The sequence below is a fragment of the Streptomyces brasiliensis genome, from assembly GCF_014647875.1.
In the GTDB taxonomy this organism is placed as follows: Bacteria; Actinomycetota; Actinomycetes; order Streptomycetales; family Streptomycetaceae; genus Streptomyces; species Streptomyces brasiliensis.
The window spans coordinates 19725-44818 of sequence record NZ_BMQA01000038.1 but is presented as its reverse complement, the minus strand read 5'-3'; the positions used below and the strand labels follow the sequence as shown (position 1 = coordinate 44818).

General features: G+C 68.4%; 25 protein-coding genes and 9 pseudogenes. 17 read left to right on the top strand and 17 right to left on the bottom strand.

Annotated elements, in window-relative coordinates; translation table 11 throughout:
* The first annotated feature begins 16 nt into the window (after positions 1-16).
* Both IEZ19_RS35690 and IEZ19_RS35685 read left to right on the top strand, forming a co-directional pair.
* Positions 17-574, top strand: coding sequence for a hypothetical protein (locus IEZ19_RS35690; RefSeq protein WP_189315535.1), 558 nt, complete (start codon positions 17-19; stop codon positions 572-574).
* 674 nt (positions 575-1248) lie between these two features.
* Entirely contained in the window at positions 1249-1821 is a 573-nt protein-coding gene (locus IEZ19_RS35685; RefSeq protein ID WP_189315534.1) for an O-methyltransferase, read from the top strand.
* Positions 1822-1846: 25 nt separating this feature from the next.
* Here IEZ19_RS35685 and IEZ19_RS35680 read toward each other — a convergent pair.
* The 3 genes and pseudogenes from IEZ19_RS35680 to IEZ19_RS35670 all read right to left on the bottom strand — a co-directional run.
* Positions 1847-2638, bottom strand: a pseudogene (locus tag IEZ19_RS35680) (IS630 family transposase); the annotation flags it as partial.
* Between the two features lie 64 nt (positions 2639-2702).
* The gene (locus tag IEZ19_RS35675; protein WP_189315533.1) at positions 2703-2900 is read right to left on the bottom strand and encodes a hypothetical protein; all 198 of its coding nucleotides are present in this window, start codon (positions 2898-2900) and stop codon (positions 2703-2705) included.
* Between the two features lie 10 nt (positions 2901-2910).
* Complete coding sequence (locus IEZ19_RS35670) at positions 2911-3165, bottom strand: hypothetical protein (protein WP_189315532.1); 255 nt, start codon at positions 3163-3165, stop codon at positions 2911-2913.
* Between the two features lie 1288 nt (positions 3166-4453).
* Here IEZ19_RS35670 and IEZ19_RS35665 point away from each other — a divergent pair.
* Positions 4454-5158 carry a VanZ family protein gene (locus IEZ19_RS35665; RefSeq protein ID WP_189315531.1) on the top strand — a complete coding sequence of 235 codons (705 nt, stop codon included), beginning with the start codon at positions 4454-4456 and terminating at the stop codon, positions 5156-5158.
* A gap of 712 nt (positions 5159-5870) precedes the next feature.
* Here IEZ19_RS35665 and IEZ19_RS35660 read toward each other — a convergent pair.
* From IEZ19_RS35660 to IEZ19_RS35655, 3 genes and pseudogenes are all read right to left on the bottom strand, one after another.
* Positions 5871-6335 (bottom strand): acyl-CoA thioesterase, encoded by a 465-nt coding sequence (locus IEZ19_RS35660; protein WP_229841214.1) that lies wholly within the window; start codon positions 6333-6335, stop codon positions 5871-5873.
* A gap of 68 nt (positions 6336-6403) precedes the next feature.
* Positions 6404-6448, bottom strand: a pseudogene (locus IEZ19_RS53775) (hypothetical protein); the annotation flags it as partial.
* Positions 6449-6493: 45 nt separating this feature from the next.
* Positions 6494-7366, bottom strand: coding sequence for an oxidoreductase (locus IEZ19_RS35655; protein ID WP_189315530.1), 873 nt, complete (start codon positions 7364-7366; stop codon positions 6494-6496).
* 61 nt (positions 7367-7427) lie between these two features.
* On the opposite strand from IEZ19_RS35655, the gene IEZ19_RS35650 reads away from it, so the two are divergent.
* The 13 genes and pseudogenes from IEZ19_RS35650 (at position 7428) to IEZ19_RS35600 (ending at position 14231) form a co-directional block, all read left to right on the top strand.
* Complete coding sequence (locus IEZ19_RS35650; protein WP_189315529.1) at positions 7428-8021, top strand: TetR/AcrR family transcriptional regulator; 594 nt, start codon at positions 7428-7430, stop codon at positions 8019-8021.
* Between the two features lie 213 nt (positions 8022-8234).
* A pseudogene (locus IEZ19_RS35645) lies at positions 8235-8682 on the top strand (transposase); the annotation flags it as partial.
* A gap of 63 nt (positions 8683-8745) precedes the next feature.
* Positions 8746-8946, top strand: coding sequence for a hypothetical protein (locus tag IEZ19_RS35640; protein ID WP_189315553.1), 201 nt, complete (start codon positions 8746-8748; stop codon positions 8944-8946).
* A 206-nt stretch (positions 8947-9152) separates the two neighbouring features.
* A pseudogene (locus IEZ19_RS54240) lies at positions 9153-9443 on the top strand (hypothetical protein); the annotation flags it as partial.
* Positions 9382-10008 carry a GyrI-like domain-containing protein gene (locus IEZ19_RS35630; protein ID WP_189315527.1) on the top strand — a complete coding sequence of 209 codons (627 nt, stop codon included), beginning with the start codon at positions 9382-9384 and terminating at the stop codon, positions 10006-10008. The pseudogene IEZ19_RS54240 and the gene IEZ19_RS35630, both read left to right, overlap by 62 nt.
* Before the next feature lie 151 nt (positions 10009-10159).
* Positions 10160-10678, top strand: coding sequence for a hypothetical protein (locus IEZ19_RS35625; RefSeq protein ID WP_189315526.1), 519 nt, complete (start codon positions 10160-10162; stop codon positions 10676-10678).
* Positions 10582-10797, top strand: a pseudogene (locus tag IEZ19_RS54235) (hypothetical protein); the annotation flags it as partial. The gene IEZ19_RS35625 and the pseudogene IEZ19_RS54235, both read left to right, overlap by 97 nt.
* Positions 10790-11541: pseudogene (locus IEZ19_RS35620) on the top strand (transposase); the annotation flags it as partial. The pseudogenes IEZ19_RS54235 and IEZ19_RS35620, both read left to right, overlap by 8 nt.
* Before the next feature lie 140 nt (positions 11542-11681).
* Positions 11682-11906 (top strand): annotated as a pseudogene (locus IEZ19_RS51400) (FtsK/SpoIIIE domain-containing protein); the annotation flags it as partial.
* An 83-nt stretch (positions 11907-11989) separates the two neighbouring features.
* A complete protein-coding gene (locus tag IEZ19_RS35615; RefSeq protein WP_189315525.1) occupies positions 11990-12622 on the top strand; it encodes a DUF2637 domain-containing protein in 633 nt (210 codons plus the stop codon).
* A gap of 166 nt (positions 12623-12788) precedes the next feature.
* Positions 12789-13088, top strand: a pseudogene (locus IEZ19_RS35610) (tyrosine-type recombinase/integrase); the annotation flags it as partial.
* A gap of 529 nt (positions 13089-13617) precedes the next feature.
* Positions 13618-13794: a hypothetical protein gene (locus IEZ19_RS35605; protein ID WP_189315524.1), complete on the top strand. Its 177-nt coding sequence runs from the start codon at positions 13618-13620 to the stop codon at positions 13792-13794.
* Between the two features lie 215 nt (positions 13795-14009).
* On the top strand, positions 14010-14231 hold the full coding sequence (locus tag IEZ19_RS35600; RefSeq protein ID WP_189315523.1) for a DUF8825 domain-containing protein: 222 nt from the start codon (positions 14010-14012) through the stop codon (positions 14229-14231).
* Positions 14232-14237: 6 nt separating this feature from the next.
* On the opposite strand, the gene IEZ19_RS35595 is transcribed toward IEZ19_RS35600, so the two are convergent.
* Entirely contained in the window at positions 14238-14408 is a 171-nt protein-coding gene (locus IEZ19_RS35595; RefSeq protein ID WP_189315522.1) for a hypothetical protein, read from the bottom strand.
* Here IEZ19_RS35595 and IEZ19_RS51395 point away from each other — a divergent pair.
* Positions 14371-14685, top strand: coding sequence for a DUF6233 domain-containing protein (locus IEZ19_RS51395; RefSeq protein WP_308429041.1), 315 nt, complete (start codon positions 14371-14373; stop codon positions 14683-14685). The genes IEZ19_RS35595 and IEZ19_RS51395 overlap by 38 nt on opposite strands.
* A gap of 113 nt (positions 14686-14798) precedes the next feature.
* Here the strand turns inward: IEZ19_RS51395 and IEZ19_RS54390 are convergent.
* The 10 genes and pseudogenes from IEZ19_RS54390 to IEZ19_RS35545 all read right to left on the bottom strand — a co-directional run bounded on the left by IEZ19_RS54390 (position 14799) and on the right by IEZ19_RS35545 (position 25068).
* A pseudogene (locus IEZ19_RS54390) lies at positions 14799-15978 on the bottom strand (NsdA family TPR-like regulatory protein).
* Positions 15979-16139: 161 nt separating this feature from the next.
* The gene (locus IEZ19_RS35585; RefSeq protein WP_268248715.1) at positions 16140-17549 is read right to left on the bottom strand and encodes an MmgE/PrpD family protein; all 1410 of its coding nucleotides are present in this window, start codon (positions 17547-17549) and stop codon (positions 16140-16142) included.
* Positions 17550-17710: 161 nt separating this feature from the next.
* Positions 17711-19063, bottom strand: coding sequence for an MmgE/PrpD family protein (locus IEZ19_RS35580; RefSeq protein WP_189315520.1), 1353 nt, complete (start codon positions 19061-19063; stop codon positions 17711-17713).
* Positions 19064-19112: 49 nt separating this feature from the next.
* Complete coding sequence (locus tag IEZ19_RS35575; protein WP_189315519.1) at positions 19113-20480, bottom strand: MmgE/PrpD family protein; 1368 nt, start codon at positions 20478-20480, stop codon at positions 19113-19115.
* A gap of 24 nt (positions 20481-20504) precedes the next feature.
* The gene (locus IEZ19_RS35570; RefSeq protein ID WP_189315518.1) at positions 20505-21464 is read right to left on the bottom strand and encodes an LLM class flavin-dependent oxidoreductase; all 960 of its coding nucleotides are present in this window, start codon (positions 21462-21464) and stop codon (positions 20505-20507) included.
* The gene (locus IEZ19_RS35565; protein ID WP_189315517.1) at positions 21461-22189 is read right to left on the bottom strand and encodes a hypothetical protein; all 729 of its coding nucleotides are present in this window, start codon (positions 22187-22189) and stop codon (positions 21461-21463) included. The genes IEZ19_RS35570 and IEZ19_RS35565 overlap by 4 nt, the downstream gene beginning before the upstream one ends.
* Positions 22186-22539 carry an EthD domain-containing protein gene (locus IEZ19_RS35560; protein ID WP_189315516.1) on the bottom strand — a complete coding sequence of 118 codons (354 nt, stop codon included), beginning with the start codon at positions 22537-22539 and terminating at the stop codon, positions 22186-22188. The genes IEZ19_RS35565 and IEZ19_RS35560 overlap by 4 nt, the downstream gene beginning before the upstream one ends.
* Positions 22536-23060, bottom strand: coding sequence for a hypothetical protein (locus IEZ19_RS35555; protein WP_189315515.1), 525 nt, complete (start codon positions 23058-23060; stop codon positions 22536-22538). Before IEZ19_RS35555 ends, IEZ19_RS35560 begins: the two co-directional genes overlap by 4 nt.
* Complete coding sequence (locus IEZ19_RS35550) at positions 23057-24433, bottom strand: FAD-dependent oxidoreductase (RefSeq protein WP_189315514.1); 1377 nt, start codon at positions 24431-24433, stop codon at positions 23057-23059. Before IEZ19_RS35550 ends, IEZ19_RS35555 begins: the two co-directional genes overlap by 4 nt.
* Complete coding sequence (locus tag IEZ19_RS35545; protein ID WP_189315513.1) at positions 24430-25068, bottom strand: aspartate/glutamate racemase family protein; 639 nt, start codon at positions 25066-25068, stop codon at positions 24430-24432. The genes IEZ19_RS35550 and IEZ19_RS35545 overlap by 4 nt, the downstream gene beginning before the upstream one ends.
* Positions 25069-25094 lie beyond the last annotated feature (26 nt).

Sequence of the window (25094 nt, the reverse complement as noted above, 5' to 3'; positions counted from 1 at the left end):
AACCAAGCTCGGCACTATGGTCAGCATCGTGACGCACGATGGCAACAGACCCACGGGCCTGAAACACCTTCTCGCCGAAATCGAGACGATCAAGGGCTGCTCGGTCGAGCCACCCAACGGCGAGTCGGTTGCAGTCGCGGCGCATCACCAGATCCCTGACGACCTCAGGGAACTACACCGGCTCTGCGCCCGCATCCGCCTCCACAAAGGGACGCACTATCCCTGGTCGGTGAGTGGGCCCTCCGATCTCGTACCGGCGGGGCCTCTGCTCCTCACGCCCGAAGAAGCCGCTCGCGCATCCTCTGAGAGCCCCCTCGATCCAGTCAACTCGTGCTACGTCATCGCCAGAGACTCGCCTGACCGCGTGAGCGGTCAGTGGGTCGTGGTCGACCTGCATCCGGAGCGGACAGGGCGCTGCTGTCTCACGGCCTGGGACACCTTCGGTCTCGTCGACGAGATGCCGATAGTTGCCACGTCCGTACGCCAACTCCTGCAATGGCTACTGTGTTTGGCTGGGGACAACCCGATGGCGCACTTGCCTGCCCTGGGCGACGCATACGACGCCATCGGGTAGGTACGCGGCCTCGGCCCAGCTGATTCGTCGAAGGCGAACGTGCGGTCTGGCCGCTGGTGCAGCGGAACACCGAACCTCTCCCCGAGGGGATCGGTACGGGCGCCGGGCGGCGAACACCTGATCTTCGCCGACATCGACTCGCCGCAGACCCTGGCGAACACGCAGAGCGGACCCCCAGCCCCCACGCTGTCAACCACGGTGACCGAGACCGCGGAACTGCTCCCCCCGGGCTACACGGTCGAACACGTCGCCGAGGCCGAACAGCGCAGGCCTGGATCAAGAAGTACGGTCTCACCGAACCCATCCAGCCTGTCGACTCGGCTTCCATCAGGCTGTGCTGACCCAGGCGCCCCCCACGCCCGCCGCCGCACCGACACGAGAGGGGAAGCCTTATGACGGAGCGGATGAACTATTCGGCTGTAGCGTCCGACGCAACCCCCGTGTCCCGCAACGGCGTCCCCATCGAAACCTGGGACCTGGCCCGCAAGCACTTCGACGAGCAGCAGATAGCGGACTCCCGTCGGTCAATCAGGGTGTTGTCAAGGTCGAAACCCCCGGACCATCGTGGACAGCTATTGCTTTGGCCGGGAGGGTTCGCCGGGGCTGGACAGGCGGAACTCCGTGCGGACGAGACTGCTGGCGGATAGCGTCATGCTCACGGTGAAGGGGGTTTCGTGATCACGGCAGAACGTGCGGTTCCGCCCCGCGTGGTAGCCGCGGAACGTGTCGCAGGCCAGGCGGGATTCAAGAAGAGTTGCATCCCGGAAGTCGGCAGGCTGCTCAGCCTGGCCGCTACCGCGAAGCCTCACGGGGTCATCGCCGAGAGCGGCACCGGTTCGGGAGTGGGCACTGCCTGGATGCACAGTGGCCTCGGCGCCGGTGCCCGCCTGGTCACCGTGGAGCGTGACGGGGAACTGGCCCGTCGAGCAGCCGCTGTCTTCGCGGACGATGACCGTGTCAGCGTTCTCACCGGTGGCTGGCGGCTGCTTGAGCAGCACGCTCCCTTCGACGTCTTCTTCTGCGACGGCGGAGGCAAGCATGACGACCCCGAGCAGGTCGTCGAGCTGCTTGCTCCCGGTGGCCTTCTCATCCTGGACGACTTCACCCCCTCGCCCCATTGGCCGCCTCGTTTCGGCGGCGAAGTGGATGAGCTCCGCTGGTTCTACCTCACTCATCCAGCCCTGGACGCCACCGAAGTACTCACAACGCCATCCAGCTCAGCGGTTGTTGCGGCACGCCGCCTTTAGCCAGGAAGGCGGCAAGGATTCTTGATCACGCCGCGAGGGCCGGTCTGCCACCCCAGCGGATGACCTTCTCGCTGTGGACGCGAGCGCGTTCTCGGCGTTGTGCGGCGAGTAGGTCGGGGTGGCGGGCGTTGGAATTGCGCCAGCGCAGGCAGCAGTGCAGAGCCCGAGTCTGCACCGTGTGATTCGGATGGTTGGAGTTGGCAGGGTGAACTGCCGCAGCGGGCCGAAGTGCGCCTCGATCGGGTTGGCCCAGGAGGCGTAGGTAGGGGAAGCACAGTTCGACCTTGTTCTTCTTCGCCCAGTGGCGGATGTCCGCTCCGATGTGAGCGGCGAGGTTGTCCAAGATGATGTAGATCGGGGCGCCGTCGGGCCGGGCTGCGCGGATCGACTTCAGCGAGGCCAGGGTGTTGGCGGTGCCCTTGCGGCGGCGGTTGACGTCCCACAACCGGTCGTCGCCGACGGAGTAGCAGCCGTGGAAGTAGGTGCGCCATGGGTGCGGTGGTAGGTCGCCGGCAGGCGGTTGGGCTGCCCTGCTTCGCCCAGCAGGAGCGGGCGGTCGGCCTGATGTCCAAGGGTCCGAACTCGTCGAAGGCGAAAACCCGGTCCGGGAAGTGCTCCAGGACGTGCTCGATGCGGTCGAGCTTGGCGTCGCGGTCTGGGTCGGGGGACTCCTTCCAGGTCTTGGTGCGCTGGAAGGCGATGCCCCGGCGCCGGAGCAGGCACCGTAAGGCTTCCCGCCGATGCGGATGACGCATCCATGCTCGCGGCGCAGGTAGGCGGCGAGTTTGCGGATCGACCAGCGGGTGAAGGACTGGCCGTGACGCCAAAGTGCGGGCCGGAGGTGTGCCGGGCACGCCGTGGCGCGCGAGCGCGAGGCGTTGCTATCCCTCGTCCGGCCACACGACTATCGCCCGAGCCTCGACCTCGTCGGCCAAGACCAGACGGGCGCCAGGCACAGTGCCGTACGCGCCTACCCAGGAGACGAACTTGCCGCGCGCCACCACCTCGCTTCCCCACCAGCCGTGCATGACCGGACGGCCGTAGGCGGTCAGGGCGAGATGGAAGCGGTCTGGCTTCACGGCGTCCACGCTACGACCGAGCCGCTCTGAATCCGGCGAGCATGCAGTTGCGGCACGAGTCCCGCCACCGCAGCCCCGAACCCGGCACGCTCACCACCTGTGTCGCGGTCGCCGGGGCCCCGCACGACGAGCACGGCCGGCGCGTCAGAGAGAGGGGGTGGATGCGGGCCTGCCAGCCGGACAGGCGCAGCGGCGCCTCCGGGGCGGGCTCCAGGGCGGCCGGGTCGATGCCGAGCGCTGCGAGGATCCGCATGTCATCCCGCATCGATGCCGCCTTCCCCCTGGTGTCAGCGGCCACACTAGCCTCTATTATCGAACATGTGAACGACATGCTCCCGCCGTCCCGGCTTGACCTGCTCCGCTTCCTCGAACGCGTCCAGCAAGCCGACCTCACGCGCACGGTGCGGGAACTCTGTCGTCTCCAGGCGCATGCCCGGAGAGGCCAGGGGGACCCTGTTCGTAGGAGGCTGAGCCGCAATGCGAGTCGAAATGATCCGGCAGGCTGCCGACGTGCTTTTGGACGTCCCTGGCGACGCGCAGAGGGAGATCGTCGTGCTCCTCGAGGCTGCGGGTTCAGCCCCGTTCCCGAGGCCAGGGGCGCTGGCCGCAGCGTTCGGCCCGTCGTGCTGGGTTGAGTACGTCGTCCGCGGTGACGTGATCGAAGTCCGCGATGTCGGGTGCCTCTGCTGACAGCTACTGCATCCCTCGCGAGAACGACGAAAACATCCATCAGGTGACGCGTCAGCCGCTCCCAGGCCCCGACCAGTGGCCGGTACCTCCGCACCTGCACCTCTGCGACGGGGGCAAAGCGTGGCCAGTGCACGTCCTCATGGGCGGAGGCAACCCGTACTTGTTCCTGTGGGAACGAAGAGCGGTTTGCGCCGCGGAACAGCTGACCGACACAGAGAGGCCCGTCAGGACGAGGGAAGCCTGACGGGCAATTTCTGTGTGGCACGAGGGCTGACAGGAAGGACGTATTCCGCTTACTGTGGCTCGGCGGACCCGCCCCGTACTCAGCGGCCCCGACAGGGGCGTGGGGAGCAACCCCCGGGCGGGCCGACCAGACATGAAGAAGGGCGCGCCGCGACGGGGAACGCGGCGGCCGCAGTCGCTGGGAATCGACGTGGACTGAGCGGGCGCGACGACGCCCCGTCGTCCGAGGCGTCGACCTGCGTCTTACTCCGAGCGTGCGCCGACCGTCCATGCGTCGACCGAAGCCACCCGAACGCGTAACAGCCCACCTTTCGGGGGGTCACGTCGGGACCACTGAGGACGCGGCCGCATGCCAGGTGGAGGTACTCCTCCGTGTCCATCGTCCCGGATTCGGCAGCGAAGTCTGCGGCGTACTCGGAGACGTCAGAGACCTCCAGCTTGCCGGCCACCGACGGACGAGTCGCCCAGCACTTGCAGCAGTCGGGCCGGCACGATCACCAGCGGCGGGACCATCTCACTGCCGGCTTGCGCCAGTTCCTCGATGCCGGAGATTCCGTGTATTGCGGGCGTATCGAAAATCGCATACGCCGTCGCAACGGCCCTCCGTCTTCAATGGGGGCATGAACCACGACGCATCCCTGTCAGCACCGCCCCGCCGCACGCGCAGGATCGTGCTCCTCAGCCTGGCCACCCTCGGCATGGCGAGCGCCGCGTTCGTCCTCCGGCGGCCGCTCATGATGTCCGCTCCGAGGTGCATGGCCGGGCGGTGGCACGGCTGCTTCGACACGTTCAACGGTGTGGTGCTCATCACGTTGGTCGCGCTGCCGTTGGCCGCGCTGGTGGTGTGGGCTCTGGCGAGCCGTCGGCGTGCCGCCGGCGTCACATCGGCGTGGCGGATGTCGCTGGCCGAGGTGGGCATGGTCCACGGGACGGTGCCGTTCCTCTGGCTGACCATGATGCCGGGCTCCGGGGCCGGCACCGTCCCCGGCCGGGTGAGCCTGGTACCGGTGCGGGACCTGCTCACGATGGGGCCGCTCGGGATCGTCGGCAACCTGCTGGTCTTCGCGTCGCTGGGGTTCTTCGCTCCGATGCGGTTCGCGGCGCTGGCGTCCGTGCCGCGGATCCTGGCGCTCGGGGCGGGCTGCTCGGCCCTGGTCGAAACCGCACAGTACGTCCTGCGGCTGGACCGGGTGTCCTCCGTGGACGACGTACTCGTCAATGCCGCCGGCGCCGTGCTGGCCGCGCTGGCGTCGCGCCGCTGGTGGCGCACTACGGCGGAAGCGCCGTCGGACCGGCCTCGCCCCGCGCTGGCACCGGCAGGCTGAGCCGGATCGCCAACGGTGTTCCGCCGCACGACGCGGACAAGTACGAGGGCGACTCGACAGCGGCGACGTTCGGTTCGGCACCCTCGAAGAACGACACCTCTGCCGCAATCAAGGTGCACGAGCGAGCTCCCCGACGCGCTGACGACGCTTGCGGGACATCCTTTCAGCCACCGCTGAAGGGTTCGGGGCCGGCCGCCCGTGTCCGACAGCCGGAGAGTTCGTTAAGCAGGCCGCCGCGTGTATGCGTGTCCATTCCCCCGCGATACGCGCACACCGTGAGGGCTCGAGCATCCCTGACTTGCTCGGGCCCTCACCCATACCCAGCCGCTCCGCGGAGGAGGTCGGACTCTCGGCCCGGCCGACGCCGCACAAGGCTGTGCTGCCCGAGAAGGCGTCTGCAAGAAAGCCCCTTCCTGGTCAACCGTTCGCACGGGCTTTGTGAGCGTCGGCAGTGACTTGCCCTGGCGCACGTGGCCAGCGTCAGGAGTGCGGCCGGCCGGAGGGTGAAGGGTGCGGACACGGCGGTCCAGTTTCGGCCGGTGTACCGGGGCAGCAGCGGCTTGAGCCGTCCTGCCGGCGTATGGCTGCCAGGACCTGGTGACACCTGGCTGCCTGCGCTCAGGAGTGCCGTGCCCGGCACGTTGCTGTGCGCTGTCGAGGCGATCGATCCGCGCCTGGATGAGGTCAGCCGGCACGCGGGGCCCCGAACTCCTCACGTACGGCGCGTGCCTGGCGGGCGAGGGCGAGCAGCCGGCCGCCTGGCACTGTTCTCGACGGCCCAGCCGCTACCGGCATGCTCGGTGCGGATACGGACCAGGGCCCAGTCCTGGGCGGGGCGGGTGTCCAGGACGTCGGTGAAGTGCACAGTCAGTTCGGCGGTCGGTACCGGCCGCGGGACGGTCCACAGGGCGAAGAGCGCGGGCGGGAGGGCATCGGCGAGGACCACCAGTGTCCGGGCGTCCAGCGGCCTGCGGTCGGCGAAGCGTATCCACGCCAGGAGTTCCGCACGCTCTCCGCCGCCGAGCGGGCGGGCGTCGGTCGCCGGGCGGATCTCCAGGTGGGAGGCGAAGAGCGCCAGATCACGTGGGAGGGTGAACGACGGACAGTCCGCGGGGTGCGGTACAGCGGGTGCGGGAAGGTCGGTGTAGTCGGGGCCGCTGCCGCCCCGTCCGAACACCGCGGAACCTGTCGGACCGGGGCGCTGCCCTGCAGCGCGGTGACCGAGGACATCGATGTGCGGCGGCCTTCGCGCAGGACCTGGGTCGCGAAGCGCAGTGGGTGCTGGTCCACCGGGGCCAGGAAGTGCGCGCCACGACACGTCGGGATGGTGAAACCTCAGCCGCGCACCGACTCCTCGGTGAGCTGCTCGGAGACCTCCCAGAGACGGCGCGCCAGCTCGGGGTCGCGGGCCGCTTTCGAGGCCTGCACTGGTTTGGGCGCGCCGTACATCTGCAGGATGCCGGGCCCCACGTAGGTGCCGCCGGGGATGTCGCCCGTCGCGGCGTACAGGGTCGGTCGCGCGCCGGCCGCCGCCGACGACGCGACCAGGGGAGTGCTCAGCCGCATCAGCGAATGCACGAAGCCGCGCGCGTCCGACAGCGCGCCGGTCGCCGCCCAGCCCGGGTGCGCGGCGGTGGCGAGGACCGCCGAGCCCACCGCCGTGAGCCGTCGCTGCAGTTCGAAGGTGAACAGCAGCACGGCGAGCTTCGACTCGTTGTAGGCGCGGGAAGCGTTGTAGCGCCTGCGTTCCCAGTTCGGATCGTCGAGGTCGAGGCGGGCTGCCTGGGAGGCGGACGAAATCGAGACGACGCGGCCAGTGAGGTGCTCACGCAGGAGCTGCGTCAGGGCGAAGTGACCGAGGTGGTTGACGCCGAACTGCGCCTCGAACCCGTCCTTGGTGCGGGTCAGCTCAGGCGGGTAGATGGTGGCGGCATTGTTGACCAGCAAGGAGATTTCGCCCTGCCAGTCTTCGGCGAAGTGCCGGACGGAAGCGAGATCGGCGAGATCGAGCGCGCGAACCTCGGTCCGTCCGGGCAGCTCCGCGGCGACGGCTCGCCCTTTGTCGACATGGCGCACCGCGAGTACGACGCGGGCTCCGGCGGCGGCGAGCGCTCGCGCGGTCTCACGCCCGAGGCCGCCGCTCGCACCAGTGACGATCGCGGTTCTGCCGGAGAGATCGGGAATTTGAGTGGCGTGGGATTCGCTCATGCCGCCAATCTAGACACTGACAAGAAACTTGGCAATGGCAAGATCAGGGTAGGATCGACCTGTGCCTGCTGAAGCCCGCCCGTACCACCACGGCAACCTGCGCGCCGCGCTGCTCGACGCGGCCGAGCGCAGCGTGGAGAAGTCCGGGACGGAGCAGCTGTCGCTGCGGGAGCTGGCGCGGGTCGTCGGGGTCAGCCACGCGGCGCCGCGCGCGCACTTCACCGATCGCCAGGCGTTGCTGGATGCGTTGGCGGAGCGGGGTTTCGGCCGCTTGGGCGCGCAGTTGAAGGTGGCACGCGACGGTGCCGGTCCGGGTTTCGGCGAGCGGTTGCGGGCGGTGATAGCCGGGTTCATCGCCTTCGCGAACAGCAGGCCCGTGCTGCTGGACCTGATGTTCTCCGCGAAGTCGTACGGGGACAAGGCGCAGCTGCCGGCGGCGGCGGAAACCCTGGCGGTGGTGTACGACCTGATCGGCGACGGCGTGGCCGAGGGCGCGCTCGCCCCGGGTGATCCCGAGCGTTACGGGCTGCTGCTGTACTCGTGGGCGCAAGGCCTCGCGAGCCTGATCGCCAGCGGCGGCCTCCAACCCGAGGTGGCGGACTCACTGGTATCCGACGCGGTGTCGACGTTCATCCGCGGGAACGCCGCTGGCTGAGCGTGCCCAGCTGATACCCGAGCTCGCGCGCCGTGGCGACGACGCGGCGGCCGAGCTTGCGGCGCAGGTAGTGCGCTGTTCCCGGTAACCGTCAGTCACCGTCCATGAGTGCGAGGCGTGTCTCGCGGTCTGCGATATCCCCAAGTCCCGTCAGGCGTAAGGTCCTTGGCAGGAACGATCTTGCGACGGATTGTTCTGACCGAGGGGCCTCACGTGTCGACCAGTGTCACCTACACCGCGGTGCTCGATGTGAAGCGATCCACCGCCGAGTACCTGGCCCTGCTGCTGCGAGACCGGCGGATCACGGCCGGGACCCGCAAGGGGCGGCGTGCCCTGGGTGCTTCCGGCAGGCGGCGTTCGTCCTGCGCTGGTTCGTCGACGGCACCCGTGTGTCCCAACTCGCCTGCGACAACGGCCTGTCGGTCTCAACCGCCTACCAGTACCTCCACGAAGGGCTGACCGTGCTGCAGCCGGGGCACCGGACCTGGCGACCGCGCTGGAGCGCGCGAAAGCGGCCGGGCTGACCCATCTGAACCTGAACGGCACCGTCATCCGCACCGACCGCGTCGCCGCCCCCGGCCCTAACGGCGCAGACCTCTGGTGGTCCGGAAAACACAAGCACCATGGCGGGAACGTGCAGGTCATCACCACCCCGGACGGCTGACCGATCTGGGTCTCACCGGTCCGCCCGGGCCGCGAGCACGACACCACCTGCGCCTACTGCATGGTGATCGACGCCAACGACAAACGCAGACTGTCGCGGCGTGTGGACAACGACGAGACGGTTCTGCTCCAACTGATCACCGATGTCTTGGAGTTGAGCGAGGGCGATCCGGTGAACTGGGCGATCGACCTCAACGCCGGCGGGGCCGCGGCGACGGTCGCACCTTCGAGATCACTCCGCCACAGATTCCCGTCCCGTTGAGTTGACACCCTCACAGCGAGTCACCGACCCGTTTGACAACTCCATTGGGAATCAGTGAAGCGGGCGCTCAGCCCATCGTGCAACACCGGCCTGCCCATGCTGAATCCCCGGATGGCCTTTGGCTTGGACGGTCGTACCGTACGGCAAGACTGACGTCTCGTCACTGCCGGTACCAGAACGGACCTCCATCGATGTTCATACCGGGTACAAACCCGATCGACAGTACTTTCAGCATCGTGAAACTCAGGACGAAGGTCACCCGCGGGGCCGGCAGCGCGGCTGCGGTCCTGGCCATGGTGTTCAAGCCGGCCGCGTCCCCCCAGGCTCGCCGGCGCGCGATCACCGCACCCCACTCGCCGAAGGTCCCGAGGACACCGCAGCCTGAACAACCCTGCTGGTCCATCATGACAATTACTTACAGGAAGGTTCCTCGGCATGACTACCAAGTACGACGTCAAGCGCCAGTTCAAGAAGTGCTACTCGCCCAAGAACACTGACTGGGAACTCGTCGACATCCCCGAGCTCCATTTCCTCGCCATCGACGGGCACGGAGACCCGAACACCAGCGCCGCGTACCGCCACGCGGTCGAGGCGCTCTACGCGGTCGCCTATACCGCTAAGTTCGCGAGCAAAGGCGACCTTGGCAAGGACTTCGTCGTGGGCCCCCTTGAGGGACTGTGGTGGGCGGACGACATGGACGACTTCCTGGCCAGGCTCAAGGACAACTGGCGATGGAGACTGCTCATCAACGTCCCCGACTGGATCACTGGCGGCATCATCGAAGACGCCAAGCACACCGCCCTGACCAAGAAGAACCTTCCGGCCATTCCGGGGGTTCGGTCAGAGACGCTGCACGAGGGCACCAGCGCCCAGGTCCTCCACATCGGCCCTTATGACGACGAGACACCGATCCTGACCAGGCTGCACCACGATTACCTCCCCGCTAACAACTTGCGGGAGGCGGGGTTGCACCACGAGATCTACCTCAGCGACCCACGCAGGACTGACCCCGCCAAGCTCAGGACAATTCTGCGGCAACCCGTAGAAGCGCAATCCGGTTGAGGGACGTCGGCGCGTCAGCGGGGGCCGGGGGGTGCCCGCGAGCGAGGTTGGAGAACAGCAGGGAGTACGTCAAAAGACAGCCCACAGCTACGGATGTCAGGCCTGGCCCTGGGAACAGGCCTGGCCCTGGGAAGGCGGCGCTCGTGAAACCGTGACCTACCGGATGGGCGTGGCCGGTGGCAAGATCACACGGGTGATCGACCATGCTGAGTTGTCGTTGCGGTGGGAAGGCAAGTCCGCACGCTGGTGGACTGCGTTGGCCGTGCTCTTCGCGGTTGCGGCGGGGGTTGCGGCACGCCTCGGTGTTCCGGACGCCCAGGACTGGGGGATCCTTTCCGCGGGGGTGGGTGTGGGGGCCGTCTCGTGCGCGCTCGGGATGCTCAGGCGACGGGTGGAGGCCGGCCCGGACGGGCTGCGGTTCCGCACGGTGCTGCGGTGGCGGCGGCTGGAGTGGGACGAGATCGACCGCTTTGAGGACCTGCGGGTAGCTGCTGCCGACCCCCGGGTCCGTCGTCCGGAGCTGCGTGTCGCGGCCACGCTGCGCGACGGCTCCATGGTCTCGCTGCCGGTGCCATGGGTCGGCGCCGCCGACGCGGGCGACTTCGAGAAGCAACTGTCCCAGCTGCGTGCGCTGCATCGCCGTTACAGGCGCAGCACCCGGGGGTCATAACTCTCAGCGTTCAGGCCATGGATGCCTGCGGCCTGACAGTCGCGCCGCCCCGGTGGCGAACACTGGCCATCAAGGCCACGACCCGCCGAGAGGTACGGCCCGTCCTGCCCACTGCAGGCCGCCCGCGCGCAGATCGAGGCCGAGGCCGCCGAGAAAGCCCGCGCTCACGCTGAGGACAAGGAGCGCCGCCGCCAAGAGCGCGCCGGGACCAGCGACGAGCAGGCCGTGGCCGACGCCGGTGACAAGGCCGCTGGCAAGGCCCGGCCCAGGCCCAGGGCGCAGGCCAACTTCACCGACCCCGCCTCGCGGATCATGAAGAACAGCGACGGCGCCTACATCCAGGCTTACAACGCCCAGGCCGTCGTCGACGAGGAACACCAGGTCATCACCGCCGCCGACGTGACGACCAACGCCTCGGACGCGGCGAACTACACCCCGATGCTCGACCAGTCCGCGCACGACACCGGCACCCACCCCAAGCAGGCCCTGGTCGATGCCGGCTACTGCTCCGAGGCCAACCTCGAGGCCGCCAGGGACCGCCAACTAACCTGTGGCACCGACACTTTCATGGCCACCGGCCGACTCGGCCACGACGAGCAGGTCCCGCCCGCACCCCGCGGACGCATCCCCAAGGACGCCACCTTGAAGGAGATCATGCCCCGCAAGCTGTGGACCAAGCCCGGCCGGGCCGCCTACAGCCGCCGCAAGGCCATCGTTGAACCCGTCTTCGGCCAGATCGTGATCTGCTCCTGCGCGGCGAGGACGGGGCACGCAGCGAGTGGCGGCTGCTGGCCGCCTGCCACAACCTCCGCAAGATCTTCCGACACACCGGAACCGCCGGCCTCGCCGCCGCGGTCGGCTGACACCACCGGGCACACCGGCCCCCTTCAAGCCGATTCCCAGGACCAGGCCGTCCCGCCCCGGCAGGCACACACCGAGCAACCACGACCCATTGCGCCACCACGATCACCCAGCCGATTGCCCGTTACTGGGACACGCTCCTGTCACCGCCGAACTGCCAGGCCTGGCCGTCGTCGGTGACACCTCCGGTGGCTGGTCCCGCATCCGTACCCCGTACCTCTCACTCTCCGACGCCGCGGCCACCTGCCGCGCAATGGCCCACCTCGCCCTCGACGTACCGGCGCTCGCGCCCTTCCGGCCGTACGTCCCGGCTGTGCCCGTAGAGGACTCGGGGCCCGTCGTCGCTCCACAACCGGCCACCGAATAGCCGGGCCTGCTCCAACGGTCGGCGCGGCCGTCCCGCGCCAAGTCCCTGCCCCTGCCATGCCTGGAACTGGAAGGAGGCGTGAGGTGCGTGCCCTGCCCGTCCGACTCGACGCCGTACTCGTCCAAGCGGTGATCGCTGCCGCGCTGTCCTTCGCTCACCTGCACGACCTGGCCTCGGCTGCCGGTCAGCACGGGTGGAAGGCGTGGGCCTATCCGGTCTCCGTCGACCTGCTGTTGGTGGCGGCCTGGCGGTGGCTGCGTTCCGGCGGAGCGAAAGCGGGCGGGTGGTGCTGGTTCCTCGTCGCGCTGACGGCGTCGCTGGGTGCCAACGTCGCCACTGCCGGATTGCTCGATCTGGGCGCCGTACCGGCCTGGCTGCGGATCCTCGTGGCCGGGTGGCCTGCCGTCGCCTTCCTCGGTGGAACGCTGCTCGCCCATGAGCTGCCGAAGTCGCAAGAGGTGGCGAAGCCCCAAGAGGCGCCCGTGATGGAAGAGGAGGCGGCCTCGTCTCCCTCGGCTCCCGAACTGCCCGCCGCCCAACCTGAGCCGGCTGTGCCCGCAACGGCTTCCGTCCCGCCGGCACTCGTCGCTCTCGGCCGCAAGGTCGCCGACGACCACTGCGCCCGGACCGGAACCCCTATCGACACCTCGACGCTTCGCGCCCGACTCGGCGTCCCCATGCCGATCGCCGAAGCCATCGCATCTCAACTCACCTGACCTCGGAGGAACTTCCACCTTGCGCCCGTCCACGCTCCGCACGCTGAAGCGCGCCGCCGAGCTGACCCGCCAGAACCGCCTCACCGAAGCCGTGCTGATCGCCGAACCGGTGATCCTTGCCGCCGACAGCTACGAGGGCGACGAGATCTTGCGCTGCCTGGCCGACCTCTTCTTCAGCGAGAAGGGCTCGGTTGTCCCGTCCTCGACGTACTACCGGGTGTGGCAGGAAGCTCGGCTGCTGGCGCTGCCGCCAGCTGTCACGGCCTCGCCGCTCGCGAGTAGGCCGTACGACCTTCGGCACTCGGCGCTGTCGACGTGGCTCAATGCCGGAGTAGATCCCACCGACGTAGCCGAACGGGCCGGCAACAGCGTTGAGGTCCTGCTGACCCGCTACGCCAAGTGCCTCGACGGGCGTCAGGAGGTCGCCAACCGTCGGATCGAGGACCTGCTCCGCGAGTACGAGTGAAATTACCTGACCGTGTCCGAGGCCCCTGAAGCTCTCCAGGGCCTTGTAGTTTGTGCCCTGGCCATGGTCACGCGCTTCTTGAAAGTGGCTCTGATCGGAGTTCCGTAAAGTGCAGACGAGTTGTGGGTGATCGAAGGCTCGCCGTCGGCGATTACGGCGAGGTGGCCGGCGTCCAGTCCGCGGGGTCCATCTCCACCGGCGTCGCGAGGGGCGGCGATCTCGCCAGTGCTTTGTTTGTGGCCTGGAGCCACGCCTTTGTACGGCCGCTTTGCTGTGACCGTCAGCAATAGATGGCCAGTCGCGGCGAGAACGCCGCAGGTGAGCGGAGGATTGCCAGCTACGGTTGGCCATTTTGAGCAGTGCAAGCTGGCAAACGTGGACCGCGTTACCTCGTTCGGCCCATAGCGGTGGCTGCGACGAATCAGTCGCGATGTCATGACACTGCGCCCCGCACTCAGAGCGGATGCGCGGCGGGTCTCGCACTTCAGACAGGCGAACCCGTGCATGTCAGCTTCGGAAGGTGGAGAAAGTGACGCAGTTCAACAAGGGCGATCGTGTGCAGTACCAGGGGCAGGACAACCAGAGGCACACCGGAGAGATCCGGCGTATCCAGGGTGAGTCGCCCCAGGCGAGGTACACCGTCCGCGACGAGAAGAGCAACGCGGAAGAGCAGGTCGAGGAGCGGAAGATAGAGCGGTCGCTGTAACCACAGCATCGTGATGAGTCGCCCCCCCTGCGAGGGTGGGCGACTCATCGGTGTGAGGGACCTGCTGTCCGGCAGCCCAGCGTCCAGACCCCGCATGATCGCCCGAACTGGGTCCGCGTGGCCACGTAGCGATGTCAGTGGCCATCCATCGCTGTGAGTCACATTTGCCGGTTCGTCGGTCACCAAGAAATTCGAACGCATGCTTGAATCTCGCCATGCGGTCGTTTCCCGACGACCTCGTCCAGGCACAGCAGGAGTGGACCGCCGTCTACCGTCAGCTGGCCGACAGGCCCGGTCACACCCCGCTCCGGCGTCGCCTGTCCGAGCTGTCGACCACAGTGCTGTTCCACCCGCATTGGCAGGAGCGCGGCGGACGCACACCGGGAGCCTTGTGGGAACTGCGCAGTCTCGGGCGGGGAAAAAGAGGTTGGAGGTGACAGGCCTCAACGGCGTCGGGGGTACGGGTCATGTCTGTCCTGCCGCCTGATGCCCAGCGGCTCCGAGCGATCCTGCGGCGCCTGGACCAGCAGAACGCCGAGAACGAGACCGTGGGCCTCTACCTGCGCCTTCAGCGCGATGCCGTCTTCGATGCGCTCACCCGTGCGGAAGACCATTCAGCACAGCAGTCGGTCCCACCGCCCAAGCATCGCCCGGCCGCCCTGCGCGGCTTCGCGACGCGCGCGTGGGCTGAAGGGAACCGGCTTCGCTGCGGAACGGCAGCCGAGGGCGATCGGGCCCGAGCCAGCCCGCATCCACATCGACGACTGCCTGAACGCAGGCCCGACGCACCCGATCACTGCGCAGGACGCCCGCGCGGCACTGCTCGACCCCATGGTGCAGGCCTGCGAATTCTGCCGCCCGGACACCGAACTTGGGACCGATGTGGACTGAGCGGCGCGGGATGCCGGCTCAGTCATGCGTCGCTCGGCGAGTGCGGTCCCTCCGCACAGGGGAGGGCCGAGACGAGTGGGGCCCGTTCTGAGCGCAGGGTTCGCGTCCTGGTGTCAGACAGCGACGTGAGCGTCGGAGGCAATCCAGAGCCTGTGTTCTCTGACCTGCTTGGTGAAGGCGCGCGCGTCTGCGCTGTCACCGACGGCCGTGAGGTCCTGCCGGAACTCGGCGAGGTAGCTGACGCATCGAGCTGACTTCAGCTGCTCGCCAAGATCGAGCGCATCGAGGGCCACGCGGCACGCCTCCTCGACGTCGCCGGCGCGTAGGTGGGCGTCGGCGAGAACCATGGTCGCGAAGAAGTCGCTCCGTACATGGTTGCCGCTCATGGCGTTCTCGGCGTGGGCAACGGCCTGCCGTGCACTGTTGACGTCGCGGAAGCAGTGGGCAGCCTCCGCGGCGAGCTCGGTTTCGTCGAATGATCCATTCGGGCTCGTCGTCGCTGTTCCGGCTCTCCAGCGCTCTCGTGGCCGCACTCAAGGCGGCTTCGCATGCCACCACGTCTCCGGTTCGGGCAAGGGCGCGCGCCTCCATGACGTGGAACTGGGCGCGCAGTGTCGGGGTGGCCACGGGAGAGATGCCCATGAGAGCCGCGCGAGCCAGCGTCGCAGCCTGCGTATAGCGGCCCAGGAACGTCGCTTGATGGCTCATGGCAGACAGGATGCTTCCGGCGAGTCGGCGGTCATTGGCGTCCTGGGCCAACCGGAGAGCCTGGAGGAAGTACCGCTGTGCCAGACCGTGGCGGCAGGCGTCGTAGGACATCCAACCAGCCAGGAGTGTTGCCTCCGCCACGGTGGAGAACAGAGCTCTGCCGACCTGTTCGGTGTACTGGCCGCGCAGGAGGGGCGTCACTTCGGTGCTCAGGTACTGGACGGCTGCGTGCCGAGCGTGGTCGCCGCCGAAGCGGTCGTCCAACTCGGCGAACATGTCCGCGGTGGTCTTGATGGCGGCTACGTCTCCGAGACCGACGCACATTCCGTCTTGACGCTGCCGAGGAACGGCCGGCTCGGGCGCGACCAACCAGCGGAGCGAGGCTTCGTTCCACGCAGGCTCGGACGGTTCGGCCTGGTGCAGAGGCTCGTACCTGTTGAGATCAGCGCGCCACAGCTGTCCGACTGTTTCGATCGCGCCTTCGGGGCTCGCCGGATAGCTGGCGTCCAGGAGTCCCGTGTCCCGCTCGCCCTCGTGGTTCAGCCCCAGCTCGGCAGCGCTGGGGTCGAACACCTCGCACAGCAGCGGACCGTAGAAGTCGTCTGGCGTGCTGTGTCCGTTCTCCCAACTGGCGATACGGCGTTTCAGGTGCTGCTCGATAAGCGCCTCGGCTCCGGGCAGGTTTCATCCTGCCCGGAAGCGGGCCAGAGGTTCAGAACGAACCACGGTTGCCCCGACAGAGTCGCCTACATTCCTCCGGAGCAAACCGGACCATGCACCCGGAGACTCGCCGTCAGGCCCTCCAGCGAGCTGGCTTGTGGGAGTGAGTAGACCTCCTCCAAGATCCTCTCGGCACCCGAGGCGCCATATACCCGGCCCAGTAGGCTCATGGCCTTGGCCAGCCGCTGGCTGTCTGTGACAGGGACGCGCGGCGTGCCCCGCGGGTGGATGACCGTCCTTGATATGACGCGGCCGCTCTTCAGTTCAACCTTCACCGTCCCAGGGCGGCCACTGGGCTTGTGGACATCGAGCTCTGGACCATGGGAGACGCTGATCAAATCCATCAGGGGTTTGAGGGCTTCGAGCTCAAGCAGCCCTGGATCATCCAGAGTTCCGAATCGGATCGCAGCAGCCACTGTTGCCTTGGCACTGAATCTCGCAGCCAAGTCGTTCTTCGGCGCGGAGCAGTCGATCGCCATTCCTTCATCAAACAGCCGGACGTCAACTCGACGCACGTCATCTTCTCTGAAGCGTTCGTCTTCCAGCAGAGCAGCGATCGCGTCGTTAACACCATGCAGATGGGCGCACGACGGGTACAACTTGTAATAGCCATTCAAGATCTCGTACTTCGCCCACGCGCCACTCACCGTACCTTCTAGCATGGCAGGGCCATTGAACCCATCGGCCAAGAATGACCCATAAAACGAGCTCAACGATCCGACACGTGCCGATAGCCCGGACTTCACCCCTCGTGCCACATTAAGCGCCGTAGTGCACGCCACAGCGGGATAGAGGTGATGCAGTGTAGCGCCAGCGGTCGTGGTCCAGCGATCGAAATGCAGACCAAGCGAAGAAGCGCCATCAATAGCTGACGCTACCGCAGTCGCATCACCCGAACAGGTCAGAACCGTCGCTGCCGCGGAAACGCCAATTGTTACCCAGTTTCCGATATCATGGAGATGGAAGGGCACACCACCCATGCCAAGCCCGATGCGAGCAGACGCTTCGTATCCGCCCACGAACGCATTAAGCAACTCCTTCGGGTGCGCCTTCCTTTCCTCACCCAGCGCGAGAAGGACTGCAGCGAGCTGAATTGCCGGGTGTCCCTTCATTCTAGAATATCCGTCTTGCCTCTGAAGGACCGTAATCGTTGATCCATTGAGCAGAACAGCATCCTGGATATTGGCGCCGACGCTGTCTCCGAATACCGTACAGGGCCCCGGAGAAGGTGCGATAGATTCGCGGAGGTACCGCATATCCGGATGAGCAGAGCCCGCCGCCATCACGGCCAACGAGTCCAGAACAAGATTCAGCGCCATATTCTGCACTTCCGGCGGCAAGGCCTCCCAGTTCGTGGAAACCATCGCTCGAGCCAGTTGGAAAACAGTGCTCGGACCATCCTCCACAGCGCGGCTATTCGATCCATCGCTATCCATGCAGATCGATACCCCCTCAAGAGTAGATGCAGTGTGTCGTACCGAAGCGACCCAAAGCGCTAGCACCTCAGAGACAAGAGAGATGAATCAGGCAGACCAGTGGATTCGTTTCCTGCGCCCCGAAAGGCGCCACAGACCTTCTGAAACCGCGTTGACTCGGCTCAATTCAGCGTTCCTTCACGTCGGAGGAGCCGAGAAAGGCCCTCGAGGTTCGGGTGGCCAGGTAGTGCTAGGAGCCAATCTCTCAGCGGTTGTACCAACTCATGCGATCTACCGCGCGTGACCAACATATCGAACTTCGCATCAAGCACTGATGGAGGATAGGGATTGTCGAAGCCACCCGGGGCTTGATCCTCGACCTCGATCAGGCACCGTCCATCCCTGGTATGAACCTCAACTCGAGCGGCACGGACGGCGGGCTGAGCTTTCGTGTACGCAGGATCCTCGACCACTCGGATACGGGCCATCAGAGAACGAACCTTCGGGTCACGCACTACGTCTGGAGCGTATGCTTCAATTCCGTTGTGACCCAACAATGCCTGTACGGCTACGTTGAATGGAATCGAATGCTTAGCGGCGAACTCGTTCGGTGGGGCGGTCTCATTCAGCCGGGTAGCGGGCGAGTATGTGAATACGATCACTCGGTCAATGTCGTCACCCTTGATCCCTGTCCTCGCCCGGAGTTTGCTCATTGCCTCAATTGGGGCGTGGTTCCAGCGGCTACAGGCATGCAGTTTGAAGTAGTTCCGCAGGATCAGCCAATCTTGACCCAGGCGGTCGCCGAGGCGGAATTGGTCGAAGTTCTCCCCAAGGATCTTGCCGTATACGGTCGCCAGTGCTTGCTTCTCGCCTGTGACCCCTCCTTGCACCGCGATCGAGCCGAGTACGCCAGCGGCCGACGACAAGCCGGTGAGCAAATTCCGAACGGTTGCGCCCATGTTGGCAGCGCGCTGCGTCGAAGCGGGGGTCATCGCAGACGCCACCCTGACCGCCTCCGAAATCTGAGAGGCCGAGAACCCGTGCAGCCGGGCGACGCCAGCTGCGGCCCCGACCACCATTGCTGTGCCAAACGGGTGGACACCCTCTCGAAGACTGAGCGCACTGCCGGCCCGCGCAGCCGCCTCATAGCCGACAACGAAGGCCACCAGGAATTCTTTGCCACTGCTGCCCAGCTCTTCGGCTGTGGCGAGAATCGCGGGCAGCACATGAGATGCGGGATGATTAATAGCCCATTGATTACCTTCGTCGAGCTCGTACGTGACAGATGCCTGTCCATTCAGTAGCGCGGCCACATAGGAATTCGCCCGCTCCCCAGTTGCCAGGACTGTGGCTGATCCGCCGCCCCCAATTGCTCGGGCCGCCTCGGCGGTGCCCGGAACTTCGGGCTCCCGGCTCGCGCCGAGCGCAACTGCCAGCGTGTCCGAAATTATTCGGATGCTTTGCTGTGAAACTTCGGACGGGAGATCTTGATAATCAAGGCCGACAATCCACTCGGACAACGCCTCTACCGTCATTGCAACAGCTCCTTGGCTCGATCCAGAATGACCGGGGTAAGTCGAGGGATCAGAGTCTGTGCGCAATCCCGTCAGCGAGAGCCCGCAGACTGCTCCCACCGTGGACGGCGGCCTGTGTCGTCAGTGTCTCCGCCACGGGGTCGAGCACCTCGGTGGGCAGGAACGGCCCGGCGTTCCCGCGGAACTTCTCCACCACCTCGGCCACGGTGAGCGCGTCGTCGGGGTTGCCTCGCGCGTTGCGCACCTCGGCCGTTGCGGAGGTGCTGGTGGTGCTCACCGTCACCCTGGCGGGCCGCTCGGTGGGAAGTGCCGCGGTGTACTCGGACACCTCGACCAGCCGGACCTTCGCCGCGAGATCAACCACCTCGGACCTGCTGAACTGCTCCGGGAGGAAGCCGTCCGCGTCGAGCCGGCCGTCGACGGCCACCGAGGCGGCGCAGCGCGGCACCGAGAAGCGGGCATGCAGGTCGGACTCGCTGCCGAGGCTGTTCAGCGAGGCAGCGAAGGCGAAGGTCTCGACCACGATCTCGGTGATCTCCACCGGGCTCGGAGAGCCGGCCCGGACCAGCGCCTCGCGCAGGGCGTCGAGCGCAGGGTGCACCCAGCGGGCGCAGGCGTAGGGCTTGAGGTAGCTGTCCAGCACACGCCAGCGCCGGCCCAGACCGCCGTCTATCTCGTCGGCGTCGGCGTCGGTGGTCACCACACCGTCGTACAGCCGGGCGAACAGCTTCTGGTCGGCGTCGTGGCCGGTCGCGGCCAGCCGGTGGCCCAGCGCGCCGTAGTAGGAGCCGAGCCCGGTCCAGACGTTGCGGACGGTGCCGCCGTGCATCGGCACAGCCAGCGTGGCGGCGAGCGGCAGCGAGCCGCCGAGCGCGACGGCCCGGGCGACGGTGGCCGCGTCGGCGCCGGCCAGCGCGCAGGAGGCGACGGCGGCGGCGATCGGCCCGTGGATGCCGTGCGGGTGCAGGCCGGGGCGCAGCGAGGTGCCGACGCCGAAGCGCAGGCCGATCTCGCAGCCGAGCACGAAGGCGCGTACGGCGGCCGCGTCGTCGACGTCCTCACGCCGTGCTGCGTGGAGCAGCGCCGGGAGCACGTGCGGCGCCGGGTGTGCGGTGGGGACCGGGGGGATGCGCCCGCCGGCGGGGTGGAAGGAGCCTCCGGAGTCGGCGTCCAGCCAGGTGCCGGCGGCGCCGAGGGTGGTCAGCCAGCCGAACGGTGCGGCCTGGTCGCACTCCCCCGCGCTCAGCGTGGCTGCGAGGCTGCGGACCGCCGGGTAGCGCAGCCCGCCGAGCAGGGCGCCCAGCGAGTCGAGCATCAGCAGCCGGCCGAACGTCCAGACATCGTCGGGGATGTCGTCCACAGTGGTGGCCACCGTGAACTCGCCGATGGCATCGAGGTCCAGTTCCAGCGTCTCCATGGTCGTTCCTTCGTCGGGTGGTGGTCAGCCGGCCAGTCCGGCCCGTACCGCGGACGCGGTCTCGGCCAGCCGGTGCTCGATGCCGGCGGTGGCGCCGGCCAGGACGACGCCCTCGATGCCGAGGCCGGCGAGCGGCCGCAGACGCGCGGTGATCTGATCGGGGCTGCCGGTCAGCACGAACCGGTCCCGGATCAGCGTGTCGATCTCCGGGTCGGCCACCCGTGCCCCCGCGGCGCCGGCGGTGCCGTGCTGCCGGTAGTCGTGCGCGGCCGCGACCGCCGCGACGCGCGGGACGAGCGTCTCGGGGACGTCGTACCAGTCGGGCGAGCGGGCGATGCGGGACGCGCATGAGCCGAGGATCGGCGCGGCCGCGGTCTCGACATCCCGCTCGGAGTCGGTGACGACGGCACGCACGAAAAGCCAGCAGCGCGTGTCGGGCGTCTGGGCGCGGGCGGCGCCGACCGCCCGCTCGATGACCGCCGGCTCGGCGCCGACGTCGAGCAGGACGCCGCCGAGGATCCGGCTGTTGACCTCGATCGTGCGGGGTCCGGAGGCGGCCCCGAGCACCGTCCCGATGCCGGCCGGCAGCTGGGGGGCCAGCGCGTCGAGACGGTCGCGGAGCTGCTCGAGGAGGGTGCGGTAGGCCGTCAGCGACGGCACTGTCAGCCCCTCGTTGTGCAGGGAGCTCTCGCCCCGCGCCACCGCCAGCAGCGTCCGGCCCGGGTGGTGCTGGGCCAGCGTCGCCAGCGCCTGCGCGATCACGCTGGGATGGTGCAGCCCGAGGCCCATCACACACGGTCCTGAGAGGGCCGCATTCGTCTCCGACAGCACGCGCTCGGCGGCGAGGAACGGGTCGGGAAAGAGTCGGGGGCTGTCGGCGAAGCCGAGTCCGTCGACGCCGTCACTCACCGCGGCCGACGCGGCGGCGAGGTGGTTCAGGGCGCCGCGCGGGCGGGCCAGGTTGAGCAGGATCGTCGGGGTCACCGCAGGCTCGCGAGCAGTGCGGCGACACTCGCCGGGGCGCCTTCCCCCGGCACGGCGTAACCGGCCGCCACCGAGAGCGTGTGGGCCACGCTGCCTGGCATCGGCGTGGCCGCCTCGGCCGGGAGGGTCGCGGCCAGCCAGCCGGAGGCGGCCCCGTGGCCGGTGCACAGTCCTGCGACAGGTGCGGTGAAGGGCCCCGGTGTCAGCACGGTCAGGCCGGCCGCCAGGTCGAGGATCCGCTCCAGGCCCTCCCCCTGCTCCGGCCCGGCCAGCGCGGCGGCAGTGGCTGCGGCGAGTGTCGACAGGGTCGGCACAGCGGCGGGGAGAGTGTCGGATGCGAGCAGGGCAGCCGCCTGGCGTCGTACGACGTCGGCCGCGGCCAGCGCCGCACCGACGCGGTCCAGGCCGGTGTCGGCATCCGCGCTCGCCAGGGCCGCGAGCAACGGCGCCCAGTCCGGGGCGGGACGCAGCGCGTCGAGCCGGGCACCGTTCCAGACCAGGGCCGGGTAGACCGGCGCACTCAGGCTTGTGCCCAGCAGCGGGAAGCCCGCCGGCGTGGCGATCTCGTGGGCCCAGGCGAGCAGCGGGCCCGCCGGTGGGTCGTACGACGACCGCAGTTCTTCGAGTGCCGCCGGCCGGGTTGCGTGGCCGGCGCAGTAGGCGTCGAGCGCGGCGCGCGCCAGGTCGGCAGTCGCCTCCGGCACCGGAGGGGTGAGTACGGTCATGACCGCTCCACCGTGCGGCTGTCGGTGATGAGGTAGAACCGGAAGTCGGTCCGGCCGCCCGGACCGCGCTCGGCCGGCAGCGGGTTGTCGGTGAACCAGTCGCGGTAGGCCTGGTAGGCCGCCTCGTCGGCGAAGTGCATCTCCGCGATCCGGTAGAACAGCAGGCTCGGCGGCACCTCGGCCGTGCCGCCGGAGGCGGTGGTCACCGGCCGCAGCACCTTGTTGAAGACCAGCCGGTCGAGGTGGGGGTTGGCGAGCAGGTCGGGCGCGTGCACCTCGAAGAGCCAGCGCTCGTACTCCTCCTCACTGACGCCCTCGACGATGTCGTAGCCGAGAATCGCCTTGATCACGTGTCGGTCCTCCTGGGTGGCGTGTTCCAGCTGAATGCCTCGGCGCCGTGGCCGAAGCCCTCGAGACGGATCCGGCGCGGCTCCACGCGCAGACCCGCGAAGTTCGCGTCGATGTCGGCGCGGTCGCGCTGTGGCGCCTTGGTGTGGCCCGCGGTGCGCAGCCGCGCGGTGCGGTCGCGGTAGACCTGCCAGGTCTCCTCGGTGTCGAGCAGCCGGGCGTTGCCGCGCACGAACACCACCCGCGGGATGGTCAGGCCCAGGTCGAAGGTCCATGGCGAGTCGTTGACCGAGTCCGCGGCGGGCGCTCCGCTCCACAGCGCGAGCACCCGGTCGTCGTACCGGAGTTGGTCGATGCGCCGGTGGCTGCGGCGCTGGACCAGGTCGACGCTGAAGTCGTCGTTGAGGAAGGCGCTGGTGGTGCGGCCGACCGGGTTCCCGCCGCCGTCGAAGGAGACGAGCTGGGCGAAGCCGGCCTCCTCACGGACGAAGGCCAGCGCGCGTGCCCGGGCGTCGTCGCTCACGCTCCACCCGCCCGCTCGCTGGCGACTGCCGTCGCGGCCAGATAGGCCAGCCCGAAGGCGGGCAGCAGTCCGTTGCCCGCGAGGTAGCCCGAGGCGCCGTGCCCGGAGATGCCCGCGGCGGCGCCGCCGGAGGCGTAGAGGCCGCGGATCGGCCGGTCGTCGGCGTCGACGACACGGGCCGAGCCGTCCACGACCAGGCCGCCCTGCGTGTGGAAGAGCGCGGGTACCACCCTCACGGCGGCGTACGGCGGCTCGAGCGGCGCCTCGTAGTCGCGCCCGAACCGGTCCGGGATCTCTCCGCGCGCTGCGCGCGCCGACTCCTCCAGCTCGGCGACGACCGCCTCCTCGGGCAGTCCGGTGGCGGCGGCGAGCCCGCGGGCGTCGTCGGCCCACACCTCGGCCCCGGACTCGGCCGTCTGCCGGAAGTCGGTGAACGGCTCGCACAGGTCGTGCACCCGGCGGTCATAGACGACCCAACCGGTGGCGCCGGGGCGGGCCGCCAGGAAGGGACCGAACTCCGAGTAGCCGCTGGTCTCCTTGGCGAAGCGGTGGCCGGTGGTGTCGAGCATGACCGCGCCGTGCATGATCGTCGCCCAACCCAGCAGCGTCGCCGCCTTGGCGGCGAGCGCCCCGTGGCCCTGGTAGGCGTCGAGGTAGGCGGTGGCTGCGCCGAGCCGGGCGCCGATGCGGAGCGCATCCCCGCGCGAGGTCTCGCTGCCGTGGTACGTCGCCGCGGCGATCTCCGGCATGTGCTCGGCCACCAGCTCGCGATCGGCGCCATAGCCGTTGGTGGCCAGCAGGACCGCGGGCGTCTCGATCCGCTCCTGCTCGCCGTGCGGGTCGGTGACCACGACCGCCGCGACCCGACCGTCGGCGTCCAGCTCGACGTCGGTGAGTCGCGCGGGCACCAGGAAGTCGATGTTCGGGTGGGCACGTGCGCGCCGGGCCAGGTGGTCGATCAGCGCGGTACCGTGCCGCTCCGGGATGGTGTGGCAGCGGTCCACCGAGTGCCCCGGGTAGTGCATGTCGGTCATCAGCGAGATCTCCAGGCCGACCTCGTCGGCCATCCACTCGACCATCTCGCCGCTGACCGCGGCCAGCGCGCGGGCGAGCCGCTGGTCGCCGGTGCCCTTGGTCTTGCGGTCCACGTCGGCGGCGAACAGATCGACGGAGTCCTCGATGCCCTGCTCACGCTGCCAGCGACTGCCCACGCCGGGCACCATCGCGGTGCACATCGAGGTGTTGTTGCCGCGCAGGAAGTGCTCGCTGGCCTCCACGACGAGGACATCCAGGCCGAGCTGGGCCGCCCGCAGCGCGGCGATCAGCCCGCCGCCGGCCCCGGCGACAACGAGGTCGGGTCCCTCCTCGCTCATCGGGCCGCTCCCGCCGCGAACAGGTCGAGGGCCCGGATGACCGGGTCGACCACGGGCACCGCCGAGGGGTGCTCGGGGTCGACGTCGACTGCGGAGCAGCCGTTGAGCAGGGACCGCGCGCCCTTGCCGCCCAGCACCTGCGCCGCGTCGTCGAGACGCTCCTGCCAGGCCGGGCCGGTGCTGACGGCGTCGAAGGGCAGGTCGAGGATCTCGACGTCGCCGAGCCAGCGCTCGAAGCCGTAGACGCCGGCGACGCGGCGCATCTCTGCCGCGATCGCCTCGTCGCGCACCACCGCACCCATCGGCGCGGACAGGGCTGCGGCGTGGGCGAGGTTGAGCTTCAGGATGCCGACCACCGGGCGGGTGGTCTCCTCCTGCAGCCGGCTCACCGCGGGGTCGAGCACGCAGTCGGCCATGAGCGCGTCGTACTCCGTCGGCGCGGCCGCGAGGGCCGCGTGGACGAACTCCTCGGATCGGGTGATGTCGTCGGCGCTGTTGAGCTGCCGGGGGGCATTCTCGGGGAGGTCGTGCAGCTCGACGCTCACGCCGACGGGACTGATGACGTCGTAGCGCTGCTGTCGGCGGGTGAGCTCGTCGGCGCCGACATGCAGCGGCGTCGTGGCGAAGATACGCATGAGAAGGGTGCTCCTCCGGGCGCCGA